The following is a 15,072-nucleotide window of genomic DNA, read 5'->3' as shown; positions in this document are numbered from 1 at the left end:
CCGGCCGGTCGCCCCCATCGGTCCGTCAGCTGTCGGACGACTTGCCGATCTCCCAGAAGCGGAAGACCGTCGAGGAGTCGAGGGTCCACTGGAGCCCGGTGATGTCGTCCTGGGCCACCGCGTACTGCTTGCCCTGCCACAGCGGGAGCATCGGCACCTCGTCGGCGATGATGTCCTGGATCCGCTGGAAGTCGCCGACCGTGGCCTCGCGGCTGGGCTGCTCGGCGGTGGCGGGGATGAGCTGCGCGGTCAGCCGCGGAGAGGTGTAGTGGTTGGCCAGGACGTTGCCGGCGCCGAAGAACGGGGCGACGAAGTTGTCCGGGTCCGGGTAGTCGGGCACCCAGCCCTTCACATAGACGCCGTACTTCCCGCCGGCGACGCCCTTCTCGTAGGTGGCGACGTCCGCGCTCTTCACGTCCACGTCGAACAGCCCGCTGGCGTTGAGCTGCTCGGCGATTTGGCGCAGGCCCGGGACGGTGCCGGGGCCGTAGCGGATCGGGGTGCCCCACAGGGTCAGCTTGACCTTGCCGGTGATCCCCTCCTCCCGCAGCGCCTGCTTGGCCTTCGCGGGCTGCGGGCGGTCGCCGTACTTGTCGTAGAAGGCGGTGTTGTGGCCGGTGATACCGGCCGGGACCACCGAGTACAGCGGTTCGGCGGTGCGCTTGTAGACGTCCCGCACCAGGGTGGAGCGGTCGATGAGGTACGCCATGGCCTTGCGCACCCCGAGCTTGCCCGCCACCGGGTCCTTCATGTTGAAGACCAGGTGCTGGACCTCGGCGCCGGTGCCCTCGACCACGTTCAGGCTCTTACCGCCGCCGAGGCTCTGCGCCTGGAGGTCGGCGAGGTCGCGCATGGCCAGCCCGCGGTAGGCGAGGTCCACATCGCCCTTCTGCACGGCGGACTTCAGCCGCGCCTGCGCGCCGTGGAAGAACTTCAGGGTCAGCCCGGAGTTCTTCGGCTTGGCGGGCCCCCGGTAGTCGCCGTTGACGGAGAAGTCGGCCTCCCCCTTGGTGAAGGAGTCCAGCTTGTAGACGCCGGAGCCGATCGCCTTGTGATCCGTGCGCAGCTTGTCGGCGGGGTACTCCTCGTGGTCCACGATGGAGCCGGCACCGGAGGCGATCTTCTGCGGGAAGGTCGCGTCGGAGTCCTTCAGATTGAAGACGACGGTCCGCTTGTCCGGGGTGTCGATGCTCCCGATGGAGGTGAGCATCAGCGCCGGGCCGTTGGGGTCATTGATCCGCTTGGTGCGCTCGAAGGAGTACTTGACGTCCTCCGAGGTGAGCGGATGGCCGTTCGTGAAGGTCAGGCCGTTCTTCAGGGTGCAGGAGTAGACCCGGCTGGTGTTGTCCTTGAAGGAGCACTTCTCCGCCGCCTCCGGCTGCGGGGTGGTGCTGCCCTTCGGGAAGCTCAACAGCGACTGGAAGACGTTGTTGAACAGCAGCCAGGAGCCGGGGTCGTAGCCGGACGCCGGGTCGGTGGCGAGCACCTCGTCCGACATCCCCATGACCACGTGCTCGCCGGTACCCGCCGCGTCCCCGTCCTCACTGCCGCAGCCGGTGAGCAGGGCGGCGGCCAGTCCCGCCCCGAGGGGAGCTGCCAGCCACTGATCACGTTTCCTCAACGGTATTCCTCACACACTCGACGTCTTCGTGTCCGACCCCCGTAAGTCGTTCTCAGTCGCCCTTGCCGAGCTCCCACAGCTGGAGCATGGTCGAGGAGTCGAAGGCGTACTCGGCGCCCGTCACGTTCCCGCGGGCGGCCACGTACGTGTTGCCCTGCCACAGCGGAAGGTAGGGCACATCGCTGGCGACGGCGTTCTGGATGGACTGGTAGTCCTTGTCGGCGAGGCTGCGCTGGGCCTCCTGCCGGGTCTTGGGGATCAGCTCGTCCTGGATGGTGCGGTTGCGGTAGGGCGAGTTGAGGAAGTTGTCCTTGGTGAGGAACGGCGCGGTGTAGCTGTCGGGGTCCGGGAAGTCGGGGAGCCAGCCCATCCCGGAGGCGGAGAACTGGCGCTTGATGAGCGCGGGGCGGAAGTCCCGCCACGGGTAACCCTTGATCGTGACGGAGAACAGCCCGCTGCCGTTGAGCTGCTTGCGCAGCTCCTTGAACTCCCCGGCCGTCTCCGGACCGTAGTGGTCGGTGGTGTAGGTCAGCGTCAGCTTCACCGGGGTGTTGATACCGGCCTGGCTGAGCACGCGCCGGGCCTCATCGGGATCCGGGTCGCCGTACTCGTTGTGGAACGAGTTGATGTGCGAGGAGATGCTGGTGGGGATCATCGAGTAGAGGGGCTCGGCGGTCCGCTTGTACACATCGCGCACCAGCGCCTGGCGGTCCACGAGATGGGCGATGGCCTGCCGGACCGCCTTGTTCTTCACCGCCGGGTCGGAGGTGTTGAAGACCAGGTAGCGGATGCCCTGGCCGGAGGACTCGAAGAGGCGGACGCCCTTGACCTCGCCCTTGTTGAGCTTGTCGATCTGCTCGGGCGAGAAGCCGCGGTGGACCAGGTCGATGTCGCCCTTGACCAGCGCCTTCTCCATGGTCGAGGCGGAGTCGTAGAACCGCATCTCCACCTTGTCGGCCTTCGGCTCGACATCGCCCTTGTAGTGGGAGTTCTTGGTGAAGACGACCTTCGTCAGCCGGTTGTCACGCACCTCGGTCCTGGCGCTGTACGGGCCCGAGCCGGTCATGTCGAAACCGTCGCGCAGCGCGTCCGGCTTGTAGACCTCGCTGTCCAGGATCGCGGCGGCCGGGGTGGTGAGCTTCGACGGGAAGGTCGCGTCCGGCTGCGAGAGGTGGATGACGATCTGGCGGTCGCTGGGAGTTTCGATCTTGTCCACGTTGGACAGCAGGGACTTGGTGCCGTTGGGGTCGTCGATGCGCAGCACCCGCTCGAGGGAGAACTTGACGTCCTTCGAGGTGAGGTCGTGGCCGTTGGAGAACTTCAGCCCTTCGCGCAACGTGCAGCGGTACTGCTCGCTCTGTCTGTCCTGGAAGCCGCACTTCTCGGCCGCGTCGGGTATCGGCTCGGTTCCCGAGCGGGGCAGCCGCATCAGCGTCTGGAAGGCGTTGTGCAGCACGCTCCAGGACGCGAAGTCGTAGGCCAGGGCGGGATCCAGCGGCGCGGGCGCCGCCTTCGACGCCTCTATGCGGTCCGTGCTGCCCAGGACGAGCGTCTTGCCGTCCGAGCCCGAGCCGTCGGTACCACCGCACGCGGCGAGCGTGGAGATCAGGAGGCCGGCCACGGCCGGCAGCACCAGCGACTTGCGCGTCATTGTCGGGAGTCTCCCTGCCATCGATCAACTACTCGCGACGAGATTAGTCCGCGGCGCCAGTGATACTCAGACACAACGAAGTTGAGGCGATATCACGCCCCGATAACGAGCGACCATCGCCCGATATCCGGACGTGGCCGCGATTCGTACGCCATGCCACCAATCCGGACACAAGGGCTTACCCAAAACGCACCAGACGGGACGCGCGACAGCCAACTCCCGCATCCGTCTACGGCATATGCAGTGATAAACATCACGTTCCGTTGTCGCCAACGGAACGTGAAAATTTCGCCCGCGCTATTCAGTTTGCAATTTACAGGAATACGCTCGGTGCGCGATCAGTGCACCGCCGTGACCAGAGTGCGCAGGAAATCGAGATCGACTTCTTCCAGGGAGCCGATGACCGTACGCCCCGCCGCGGGCTCGATCGGCACCACGGACGGCACCGCGACCACCCGGCACCCGGCCGCCTCCGCGGCCCGTACACCCGTGTCGGTGTCCTCGATGACCACGCACCGCCCCGGCTCCGCGGCCAGCCCGGCCGCGGCGAACAGATAGGGGTCCGGATGCGGCTTGGTCCGCTCGACCTCGTCGCCCGCCACCGTCAGGGCGAAGTGCTCCGGGCCGAGCGAGCGCAGGACGCGGTCCATCACCCGCCGGTGGGAGGCGGAGACCAGGGCGGTGGGGATGGAGTGCGCGGCCAGCTCGGTGAGCAGCCGGCGGGCTCCGGGCAGCATCGGCACACTGCCGTCGATCAGCTCGGTGAAGCGGCTGTTGAGCAGGCCGGTGAGCTCGGCGAGGGCGATCTCGGCGCCGGTGGCCTCGATCAGGAACTGGGCGCTGCGCGACATCGGACCGCCCACCACGACGTGGCGGTACTCCTCGGCGAGGGCGTGCCCGAGCTCGGCGAAGATGGAGACCTCCGCGTCCCACCAGATGCCCTCGGTGTCGACCAGGGTGCCGTCCATGTCGAGCAGCACGGCTTGCAGAGCCGAGCCTTCGGCCGTACGGGTGTCGACGGCGGGGATGCTGCTGGTCATCCAAACACCTCCGGATAAGGGGCACGAAGGCCGGCCCCCTTCCACTGACGGGAAGGCGACCGGCCTCTACCGGATCGACCAGTCTACGTCGCGCCGCGGCGGCGCGCCCGGTGAGCACCCAAGGCGGTCACGGAAGGCCGCCGGATGGCTACCGCTCGTCTACCGCGCGTTGAAGTACTTCGCCTCCGGGTGGTGGATCACGATGGCGTCCGTGGACTGCTCGGGGTGGAGCTGGAACTCCTCCGAGAGCTTCACCCCGATCCGCTCCGGCTTCAGCAGCTCGGCGATCTTCGCGCGGTCCTCCAGGTCGGGGCAGGCACCGTAGCCCAGCGAGAAGCGCGCGCCGCGGTACTTCAGCGCGAACATCTCCTCCATCTCGCTCGGGTCCTCACCGGAGAAGCCCAGCTCGGCGCGGACCCGGGCGTGCCAGTACTCGGCCAGCGCCTCCGCCAGCTGGACGGACAGACCGTGCAGCTCCAGATAGTCGCGGTAGGAGTCGGCGGCGAACAGCTCGCCGGTGGCCTCGCCGATCTTCGAGCCGACGGTCACCACCTGGAGGCCGACGACATCGGTCTCACCCGACTCCTCGGGCCGGAAGAAGTCGGCCAGGCACAGCCGGCGGCCGCGGCGCTGGCGCGGGAAGGTGAAGCGGGTCCGCTCGCTGCCGTCCTCGTGCAGCAGGACCAGGTCGTCGCCCTTGGAGACGCACGGGAAGTAGCCGTAGACGACGGCCGCCTCGAGCAGGTTCTCGGTGTGCAGCCGGTCCAGCCAGCCGCGCAGCCGGGGCCGGCCCTCGCTTTCCACCAGCTCCTCGTAGCCGGGCCCCTCGCCGGTGCGGGCCTGCTTGAGCCCCCACTGGCCCTTGAACAGCGCCCCCTCGTCCAGCCAGGAGGCGTAGTCGGCCTGCTGGATGCCCTTGACCACGCGGGTGCCCCAGAAGGGCGGGGTGGGCACGGGGTTGTCGGTGGCCACGTCGGAGCGCGCCGGGCCCTCCTCCGGCTCCGGCTCGCGCACCTGGGCGGCGCGCTGGGGGACGCGGCGCTGCCGTAGCTCGGGGAGCGTGGCGCCGGGTACGCCGCGCTTGACGGCGATCAGGGCGTCCATGAGCCGCAGCCCCTCGAAGGCGTCGCGGGCGTAGCGCACCTCGCCCTCGTAGATCTCGTGCAGATCCTGCTCGACATAGGCCCGGGTGAGCGCGGCGCCGCCGAGGATCACGGGGAACCGGGCGGCCAGCTTGCGCTGGTTGAGCTCCTCCAGGTTCTCCTTCATGATCACCGTGGACTTCACCAGCAGCCCGGACATGCCGATCACATCGGCGCCGTGCTCCTCGGCGGCCTCCAGGATCGCGGAGACCGGCTGCTTGATGCCCAGGTTGACCACGTTGTAGCCGTTGTTGGACAGGATGATGTCCACGAGGTTCTTACCGATGTCATGGACGTCGCCGCGGACGGTGGCGAGCACGATGGTGCCCTTGCCCTCGTCGTCCGACTTCTCCATGTGCGGCTCCAGATGGGCGACCGCGGTCTTCATGACCTCGGCGGACTGGAGGACGAACGGCAGCTGCATCTGGCCGGAGCCGAACAGCTCGCCGACCACCTTCATGCCCTCCAGCAGCGTCTCGTTGACGATGTCGAGGGCCGGGCGCTCCTGGAGGGCCTCGTCGAGGTCGGCCTCCAGACCGTTGCGCTCGCCGTCGATGATGCGGTGCCTGAGGCGCTCCTCCAGGGGCAGCGCGGCCAGTTCCTCGGCCTTGCCCGCCTTGAGGGACTTGGCGGTGGCGCCCTCGAAGAGCCCCATCAGCTTCTGGAGCGGGTCGTAGCCCTCGGCGCGGCGGTCGTAGATCAGGTCCAGGGCGGTCTGGACCTGCTCCTCCTCGAACCGCGCGATCGGCAGGATCTTGGAGGCGTGCACGATCGCCGAGTCCAGGCCCGCCTTGACGCACTCGTCGAGGAAGACGGAGTTGAGCACGATGCGGGCGGCCGGGTTGAGGCCGAAGGAGATGTTGGACAGGCCCAGCGTGGTCTGGACGTCCGGGTGGCGCCGCTTGAGCTCGCGGATCGCCTCGATGGTGGCGATGCCGTCCTTACGGGACTCCTCCTGACCGGTGCAGATGGTGAAGGTCAGGGTGTCGATGAGGATGTCCGACTCGAGGATGCCCCAGTTGCCGGTCAGGTCGGCGATCAGCCGCTCGGCGATCTCCACCTTCTTCTCCGGCGTGCGGGCCTGGCCCTCCTCGTCGATGGTCAGCGCGATGAGGGCGGCGCCGTGCTCCTGGGCCAGCCGGGTGACCTTGGCGAACCGCGACTCGGGGCCGTCCCCGTCCTCGTAGTTGACGGAGTTGATGACCGCGCGCCCGCCGAGCTTCTCCAGCCCGGCCTGGATGACGTCGACCTCGGTGGAGTCCAGGACGATGGGGAGGGTGGAGGCGGTGGCGAACCGCCCGGCCAGCTCCTCCATGTCCGCGACGCCGTCCCGGCCGACGTAGTCCACGCACAGGTCGAGCAGGTGGGCGCCCTCGCGGATCTGCTCGCGGGCCATCTCCACGCAGTCGTCCCAGCGGGCCTCCAGCATGGCCTCGCGGAACTTCTTGGAGCCGTTGGCGTTGGTGCGCTCGCCGATGGCCAGGTACGAGGTGTCCTGGCGGAACGGCACGGTCTGGTAGAGCGAGGCGGCGCCGGGCTCGGGCCGCGGGGTGCGCTCGGTGGGGGTCAGCTCGCGGACCCGCTCGACGACCTGGCGCAGATGCTCGGGCGTGGTGCCGCAGCAGCCGCCGACCAGGGAGAGCCCGTACTCGCGGACGAAGGTCTCCTGGGCGTCGGCCAGCTCGCCGGGGGTGAGGGGGTAGTGGGCGCCGTCCTTGCCCAGCACCGGGAGGCCGGCGTTGGGCATGCAGGACAGCGGGATCCGGGAGTGGCGGGCGAGATGGCGCAGGTGCTCGCTCATCTCGGCGGGGCCGGTGGCGCAGTTGAGGCCGATCATGTCGATGCCGAGCGGCTCGAGGGCGGTGAGTGCCGCCCCGATCTCGGAGCCGAGCAGCATGGTGCCGGTGGTCTCGACGGTGACCGAGCAGATCACCGGGAGGTTGGCACCGGTGGCGTCGAGGGCGCGGCGGGCGCCGATGATCGAGGCCTTGGTCTGGAGCAGGTCCTGGGTGGTCTCCACCAGGAGGGCGTCCGCGCCGCCGGCGATCATGCCTTCGGCGTTGGCCTGGTAGGCGTCGCGGAGGACGGCGTACGGGGCGTGGCCGAGGGTGGGCAGCTTGGTGCCGGGGCCCATGGAGCCGAGCACCCAGCGCTGGCGTCCGTCGGCGGCGAACTCGTCGGCGACCTCGCGGGCGATCCGGGCGCCGGCCTCCGAGAGCTCATGGACGCGGTGGGGGATGTCGTACTCGCCGAGCGCCGCGTGGTTGGCGCCGAAGGTGTTCGTCTCGACGCAGTCCACGCCGGCGGCGTAGTACTCCTCGTGGACCGAGCGGACGATGTCCGGGCGGGTGATGTTGAGGATCTCGTTGCAGCCCTCGAGCTGCTGGAAGTCGTCGAGACTGGGCTCCTGCGCCTGGAGCATCGTCCCCATCGCGCCGTCGGCGACCACCACTCGGGTGGCCAGCGCTTCGCGGAGCGCGTCGGCTCGGGCGGCGGATGTGGGCGATGGCGTATGAGAGGCCATGGATGTGCTCCCTGGAGTGCGACGGCTGTCGGCTTTGCGCCCTCCCCTGGGGACGGCGCACCACGCCAGGGTAGCTGCCGGTGGTCATTTCGCCAGGGTCGGCCCATCAGGCGGGATGAGAACGGCCGATCGGCACCGGTGAGGCCGTTGATCGCCGACACACGGCCGCCAGGTACCACGCAGTCGACATGGACCGATAGTGTTCAGCATTGTCGAACCGCAGTCAGGAGGTTGGCGATGGCCCGGAACATCCAGTCGTTGGAGCGCGCCGCCGCGATGCTACGCCTGCTCGCCGGTGGTGAGCGACGTCTGGGACTGTCCGACATCGCCTCCACCCTGGGGCTGGCCAAAGGCACCGCGCACGGCATATTGCGCACCCTCCAGCAGGAGGGCTTCGTGGAGCAGGACGAGGCGTCCGGCCGCTATCAGCTCGGCGCGGAGCTGCTGCGCCTGGGCAACAGCTATCTGGACGTGCACGAGCTGCGCGCCCGCGCCCTGGTGTGGGCCGACGACCTGGCCCGCTCCAGCGGCGAGAGCGTGTACCTGGGCGTGCTGCACCAGCAGGGCGTGCTGATCATCCACCATGTCTTCCGGCCGGACGACAGCCGCCAGGTGCTGGAGGTCGGCGCGATGCACCCGCTGCACTCCACGGCCCTGGGCAAGGTGCTCTCCGCCTACGACCCGGTCGCGCACAGCGAGGTGACCGAGGTGGACCGTAAGGCGTTCACGCCGCGCACGGTGACCGGGGAGCGCGAGTTCGAGGGCGTGCTGGACCTGACCCGGGCGCGCGGCTGGGGCTGCGACGTGGAGGAGACCTGGGAGGGCGTGGCGTCCGTCGCGGCCCCCATCCACGACCGGCGCCGGCTGCCCGTGGGCGCGGTGGGGATAACGGGCGCGGTGGAGCGGGTGTGCGCGGACGGGGAGCTGCGCTCGGAGCTCGTGGCCGCCGTACGGGACTGCGCGCGCGCCGTCTCCCGGGACCTGGGTGCCCTGCGTTTCTGAATCGTGCGGGCGCGTGCGGATCTGCCCGTATATCCCCGCATGACCTGCTTCATCACGGTTTCACATACGCGCGATTTTTCCTTCACACGACCCTTGACGGGGTCTTCGGCGTGAAGAAAACTGCCGTTCATCGGTCGGCATTGTCGAACACCTGACGACAATATTCGCTATGGTGGACTCGCCGCGGGCCGACCAACGCCCTCGCACGAGGGCGCGGACCACCGGAGAGACCCGGGGGTTCGCCTTCCCCTGGACGAAGGACAAAGGAGTCGCGGGTGTCCAGCTCCGACATCTTCATCGGCGAGACCATCGGTACCGCCGTTCTCATTCTGCTCGGCTGCGGTGTCGTCGCCGGCGTTGTCTTGAAGCAATCCAAGGCGTTCGAGGCCGGGTGGGTCGCCATCACCCTCGGGTGGGGCTTCGCCGTGCTCACCGGCGCCTATATCTCCGCACCGCTCTCGGGGGCGCATCTCAACCCGGCGGTGACGGTCGGCCTCGCCATCGAGGGCGGCGTCGAGTGGAACAAGGTGCCCATCTACTTCCTCGGACAGATGCTCGGCGCGGTGATCGGCGCCTCGCTGGTGTGGCTCGCCTACCTCGGCCACTTCCACGCCCATCTCACCGACCGCGAGATCGTCGGCGGCCCGGGCGCCCAGGACACGGTGGCGGCGGACAAGCAGCAGACCACCGGCGCCGGCCCGGTGCTGGGTGTCTTCTCCACCGGCCCGGAGATCCGGAACGTCGGTCAGAACCTGGCCACCGAGATCATCGCCACGGCCGTGCTGGTGCTCGCCATCCTCACCCAGGGGCTCAACGGCGACGGCAAGGGCCTCGGCGTCATCGGCGTCATGATCACCGCCTTCGTGGTGGTCGGCATCGGCCTCTCGCTCGGCGGCCCGACCGGTTACGCCATCAACCCGGCCCGTGACCTCGGCCCCCGGATCGCCCACGCCCTCCTGCCGCTGCCCAACAAGGGCGGCTCGGACTGGGGCTACGCCTGGATCCCGGTAGTCGGCCCGCTCATCGGCGGCGCCATCGCCGGCGGGATCTACGAGATCGCCTTCGCCTAGTCCACCCCACCACCCGCAGGAGAGCAGCAGATCATGACCGACACCCACACCACCAGCGCCTCGTCCCACGGCCAGGGGCCGTTCATCGCGGCCATCGACCAGGGCACCACCTCCAGCCGCTGCATCGTCTTCGACCGGGACGGCCGCATCGTCTCGGTCGACCAGAAGGAGCACGAGCAGATCTTCCCCAAGCCCGGCTGGGTGGAGCACAACGCCACCGAGATCTGGGAGAACGTCAAGGAGGTGGTCGCCGGCGCCATCACCAAGGCCGAGATCACCGCCGTCGACGTCAAGGCGATCGGCATCACCAACCAGCGCGAGACCACCCTGCTGTGGGACCGCAAGACCGGTGAGCCGGTGCACAACGCCATCGTCTGGCAGGACACCCGCACCGACGCCCTCTGTCGCGAGCTCGGCCGCAACGTCGGCCAGGACCGCTTCCGCCGCGAGACCGGCCTCCCGCTGGCCTCCTACTTCGCCGGTCCCAAGATCCGCTGGCTGCTCGACAACGTCGAGGGGCTGCGCGCGCGGGCCGAGGCGGGCGACATCCTCTTCGGCACCATGGACTCCTGGGTCATCTGGAACCTGACCGGCGGGGTCAACGGCGGCGTGCACGTCACCGACGTCACCAACGCCTCCCGCACCCTCCTGATGAACCTGCACACCCTGGACTGGGACGAGAAGATCCTGGCCTCGATGGACATCCCGGCCGCCGTGCTGCCGCGGATACGCTCCTCCGCCGAGATCTACGGCCACACGGCCGAGGGCGTCCTGGCGGGCGTGCCGGTCGCCTCGGCGCTCGGCGACCAGCAGGCGGCCCTGTTCGGCCAGACCTGCTACTCCGAGGGCGAGGCCAAGTCCACCTACGGCACCGGCACCTTCCTGCTGATGAACACCGGCGAGAAGCCGGTCAACTCCTACAACGGGCTGCTGACCACCGTCGGCTACCGGATCGGCGACGAGAAGCCGGTCTACGCCCTGGAGGGCTCGATCGCGGTCACCGGTTCGCTGGTGCAGTGGATGCGGGACCAGATGGGCCTGATCAACAGCGCCGCCGAGATCGAGACCCTCGCGAGCTCGGTCGAGGACAACGGCGGCGCGTACTTCGTGCCCGCCTTCTCGGGCCTGTTCGCCCCGTACTGGCGGTCCGACGCGCGCGGTGTGATCGCGGGCCTGACCCGCTACGTCACCAAGGCGCACATCGCCCGGGCCGTGCTCGAGGCCACCGCCTGGCAGACCCGCGAGATCGTCGACGCGATGACCAAGGACTCCGAGGTCGAGCTCACCGCGCTCAAGGTCGACGGCGGTATGACCTCCAACAACCTCCTGATGCAGACCCTCTCGGACGCCCTGGACGCACCCGTGGTGCGCCCGATGGTCGCCGAGACCACCTGCCTCGGCGCCGCCTACGCCGCCGGTCTCGCCGTCGGCTTCTGGCCGGACACCGACGCCCTGCGCGCGAACTGGCGCCGGGCGGCCGAATGGACCCCCCGAATGGACGCGGACATCCGCGACCGCGAGTACAAGAACTGGCTCAAGGCCGTGCAGCGGACCATGGGCTGGATCGAAGACGAGGAGTAATCAATGACCACCCTGCGATGCGTTCCGTCCTCCCTCGGAACGCACCCGGCTGCCGGTTCGAACCCGAGCCGAGCCGAAACCCGGGAACAGCTCTCCAAGGCGACGTACGACCTCCTGGTGATCGGCGGCGGCATCCTGGGCATCACCACTGCCTGGCACGCCGCGCAGTCCGGGCTGCGGGTGGCGATGGTGGACGCCGGTGACTTCGCCGGCGCCACCTCCTCGGCCTCCTCCAAGCTGCTCCACGGCGGCCTGCGCTACCTCCAGACGGGCGCGGTCAAGCTGGTCGCCGAGAACCACTTCGAGCGGCGCGCGGTCTCCCGTACCGTCGCCCCGCACCTGTCCAACCCCCTCACCTTCTACCTGCCGGTCTACAAGGGCGGTCCGCACGGCGCGGCCAAGCTGGGCGCGGGCGTCTTCGCCTACTCGGCGCTCTCCGCCTTCCGTGACGGCGTGGGCCATGTGATAGGCGCCGAGCGGGCCGCGCGCGACGTCCCGGAGCTGCGCACCGAGGGCCTCAAGGCGGTCGCGGTCTACGGCGACGGCCAGATGAACGACAGCCGGATGGCCCTGATGACCGTCCGGGCGGCCACGGAGGCGGGCGCCACCGTCCTCAACCACGCCGAGGTCGTGGCCTTGCGCAAGAACGACGGCCGGGTCGCCGGCGCCGAGCTCAGGGACCGCACCGACGGCACCGAGTTCGGGGTCAACGCCCGGCTGGTGCTCAACGCCACCGGCCCCTGGGTGGACCATCTGCGCCGGATGGAGGACCCGAACGCGGCGCCGTCGATCCGGCTGTCCAAGGGCGCGCACCTGGTCCTCAAGCGCACCTCCCCCTGGCGGGCGGCGCTGGCCACCCCGATCGACAAGTACCGCATCACCTTCGCCCTCCCCTGGGAGGACATGCTGCTGCTGGGCACCACGGACGAGGAGTTCGAGGGCGACCCGGCCGATGTCGCGGTCAACGAGGCGGACATCTCCCAGATCCTGGACGAGGCCGCCTTCTCCATCCGCGACCAGCAGCTCTCCCGCGATCTGATCACCTACTCCTTCGCGGGGCTGCGGGTACTGCCCGGCGGCCCGGGCGACACCGCCAAGGCCAAGCGGGAGACCGTGGTCACCGAGGGCAAGGGCGGGATGCTCTCCATAGCCGGCGGCAAGTGGACCACCTTCCGCCACATCGGCCGCACCGTGATGCAGAAGCTGGCGGAGCTGCCGGGCCGTCCGCTCGCCGACGACATGGAGCCGGTCAAGCAGCTGCCCCGGCACATGCCGCTGCCGGGCCTGGCCAATCCGCACGCCGTCGAGCACCGGCTGCTGGTGGACGGCGGCACCCCCGGTCCGCGCATGTCCGCCGACACCGCCCGCCATCTGGCGACCCACTACGGCTCGCTCTCCTTCGACATCGCCCGGCTGGCCGGCGGCGACCCGGCGCTCTCGACGCGGATCCACCCGGACGCCCCGGAGATCTGGGCGCAGGTGGTCTACGCCCGGGACTACGAGTGGGCGCGCACGGCGGACGACGTCCTGCGCCGCCGCACCACCCTGACCATCCGCGGCCTGGACTCCGAGGACATCCGGAGCCGGGTCGAGGATCTGCTGGCCAAGCGACCCTGACCCCCGCGGGGCCGCCTTCCCAGGTCCGGGCGGCCGGGTGAGAGGACGTTTCCTCTCACCCGGCCGCCCGGACCGCTCATTGCCGCCAACCGCCTTCGGCGCGCGGCCGGGGCCTTCACGTTGTCCCGTGAACGCGCCGCATGCGGAGGGCAGTTGGCGGTCGATCCAGCGCGAACCGTTGAACTTACTCGCGCGTTAAAAATCAGTTGAATCGCTCTTGCCTTCTTCGGCGGTGCGCGCATCAATGACATCGCCACATCGCCCGTGGATGACGGGCGGGAACCCCCCACACACATCAGCCGCACTTCCCCCACTCCGGAAGGCAATCCCATGAGACGGATCAAGCTCGGGATCAGCACGGCAATGGGAACAGCAGCACTGGCCGCCGGCGCGCTGGCGCTGGCACCGACCGCGACCGCGGTCACCCCCACGACCGCCACCCTGACGGCCGACTGCGGGACCTTCGGGTCGGGCCTGGCCACCCTCACCGCCACGCAGAGCGGGACCGCCGCGACCATCACCCTGTCCTCGGGAGCGATCAAGGCCCCGATCGACGTTCCGGCGGGCTCCGTGAGCTCGACGCTGACACTGTCGAAGAGCGGCGGCGGAACCAAGACCTTCACCGGCAGTTCCAACCCGGCGATCCCGACCGGCTCCGATGTGACCACCGGCCCGCTCAAGGGCACGGTGGCCGCGGGCGACGTGCTGGAGGCAAAGTCGCTCAAGCTGGTGATCTTCGGTCTGATCACGGTGAACTGCACCGCCACCACGCCCCAGTCCCCGGGGCCGTTCACCTTCTGAGCCATCCGATGAACCGGCTCTGAGCCCGCCTGCGGGCCCTCCCGGTAGAAGGTCACACTGGACCGGCGGCGTCCCCGGCAGACGCCGCCGGTTCAAGCACGTCATAATGGACCTGATACATCGGATGTTTGGCCCGGGGAGGTCCACCATGGCGGTCACCGACGAGGCGATCGAAAAAATCAAGGGCATGATCGTCTCGGGCGCGCTGCGCCCCGGTGACCGGCTCCCCAAGGAGAGTGAGCTGGCCGCCGATCTGGGGCTGTCGCGCAACTCGCTGCGGGAGGCCGTCCGGGCGCTGTCGCTGATCCGGATCCTCGACGTACGGCAGGGCGACGGCACCTATGTGACCAGCCTCGATCCCCAGCTGCTGCTGGAGGCGCTGAGCTTCGTGGTGGACTTCCACCGCGATGACACGGTGCTGGAGTTCCTGGCGGTGCGGCGGATCCTGGAGCCCGCGGCCACGGCGCTGGCCTCCACCCGGATCAGCGACGCCGAGCTGGACCGGCTCCAGGAGCAGCTGGACGCGCTCGGGCAGGAGCCGTCGGTGGAGGAGCTGGTCGCCTGCGATCTGGAGTTCCACCGCGGCATCGTCCAGACCTCCGGCAACTCGGTGCTCTGCTCCCTGCTCGACGGGCTCTCCGGGCCCACCACCCGGGCCCGGGTGTGGCGCGGTCTGACGCAGGAGGACGCGGTCAGCCGCACCCTCCATGAGCACCGGGCGATCCTGGCCGCCCTGCGGGACCGCGACGCGGAGGCGGCGCGGTCCTGGGCGACGGTGCACATCGCGAGCGTGGAGCAGTGGCTGCGCTCCACGCTGTGAGCCCACCGGGGCCCCGCCCCGGGCCCCGCTGGGGCTCCCCCAGGGGGTCTGGAGCGGCGCCCCACCTTCCAGCCCCTCCGGCGCTTGAGGAGCGGGATCTGGAGCAGAGCCCCACCTTCCAGCCCCTCCGGCGCTTGAGGAGCGGGATCTGGAGCAGAGCCCCACCTTCCAGCCCCTCCGGCGATTGAGGAGCGGGATCTGGA

At 69.4% G+C, this 15,072-nt stretch carries 10 protein-coding genes; 6 read left to right on the top strand and 4 right to left on the bottom strand.

Annotated elements, in window-relative coordinates; translation table 11 throughout:
* Positions 1 to 25: 25 nt before the first annotated feature.
* From ABD329_RS21715 to metH, 4 genes are all read right to left on the bottom strand, one after another.
* Positions 26 to 1,621: an ABC transporter substrate-binding protein gene (locus ABD329_RS21715; protein ID WP_198276043.1), complete on the bottom strand. Its 1,596-nt coding sequence runs from the start codon at positions 1,619 to 1,621 to the stop codon at positions 26 to 28.
* A gap of 52 nt (positions 1,622 to 1,673) precedes the next feature.
* Positions 1,674 to 3,272, bottom strand: coding sequence for an ABC transporter substrate-binding protein (locus ABD329_RS21710; RefSeq protein WP_198276042.1), 1,599 nt, complete (start codon positions 3,270 to 3,272; stop codon positions 1,674 to 1,676).
* A gap of 338 nt (positions 3,273 to 3,610) precedes the next feature.
* Positions 3,611 to 4,312, bottom strand: a complete 702-nt coding sequence (locus ABD329_RS21705; protein WP_198276041.1) for an HAD family hydrolase — start codon at positions 4,310 to 4,312, stop codon at positions 3,611 to 3,613.
* A 159-nt stretch (positions 4,313 to 4,471) separates the two neighbouring features.
* Positions 4,472 to 7,978, bottom strand: a complete 3,507-nt coding sequence (gene metH / locus ABD329_RS21700; protein ID WP_198276040.1) for a methionine synthase — start codon at positions 7,976 to 7,978, stop codon at positions 4,472 to 4,474.
* 237 nt (positions 7,979 to 8,215) lie between these two features.
* Between metH and ABD329_RS21695 the strand changes: the two genes are divergently transcribed.
* From ABD329_RS21695 to ABD329_RS21670, 6 genes are all read left to right on the top strand, one after another.
* Positions 8,216 to 8,980, top strand: a complete 765-nt coding sequence (locus ABD329_RS21695; RefSeq protein ID WP_198276039.1) for an IclR family transcriptional regulator — start codon at positions 8,216 to 8,218, stop codon at positions 8,978 to 8,980.
* A 275-nt stretch (positions 8,981 to 9,255) separates the two neighbouring features.
* The gene (locus ABD329_RS21690) at positions 9,256 to 10,050 is read left to right on the top strand and encodes an MIP/aquaporin family protein (RefSeq protein ID WP_198276038.1); all 795 of its coding nucleotides are present in this window, start codon (positions 9,256 to 9,258) and stop codon (positions 10,048 to 10,050) included.
* Between the two features lie 33 nt (positions 10,051 to 10,083).
* Complete coding sequence (gene glpK, locus ABD329_RS21685; protein ID WP_198276037.1) at positions 10,084 to 11,631, top strand: glycerol kinase GlpK; 1,548 nt, start codon at positions 10,084 to 10,086, stop codon at positions 11,629 to 11,631.
* Between the two features lie 3 nt (positions 11,632 to 11,634).
* On the top strand, positions 11,635 to 13,248 hold the full coding sequence (locus ABD329_RS21680; RefSeq protein ID WP_198276036.1) for a glycerol-3-phosphate dehydrogenase/oxidase: 1,614 nt from the start codon (positions 11,635 to 11,637) through the stop codon (positions 13,246 to 13,248).
* Between the two features lie 330 nt (positions 13,249 to 13,578).
* Entirely contained in the window at positions 13,579 to 14,049 is a 471-nt protein-coding gene (locus ABD329_RS21675) for a hypothetical protein (protein ID WP_198276035.1), read from the top strand.
* A gap of 148 nt (positions 14,050 to 14,197) precedes the next feature.
* Positions 14,198 to 14,869: a FadR/GntR family transcriptional regulator gene (locus ABD329_RS21670; RefSeq protein ID WP_020872565.1), complete on the top strand. Its 672-nt coding sequence runs from the start codon at positions 14,198 to 14,200 to the stop codon at positions 14,867 to 14,869.
* Positions 14,870 to 15,072 lie beyond the last annotated feature (203 nt).

Source organism: Streptomyces javensis (genome assembly GCF_039525925.1).
Taxonomy (GTDB): Bacteria; Actinomycetota; Actinomycetes; order Streptomycetales; family Streptomycetaceae; genus Streptomyces; species Streptomyces asiaticus.
The sequence above is the reverse complement of the archived record's forward strand: the minus strand, read 5'-3'. Positions and strand labels throughout refer to the sequence as shown.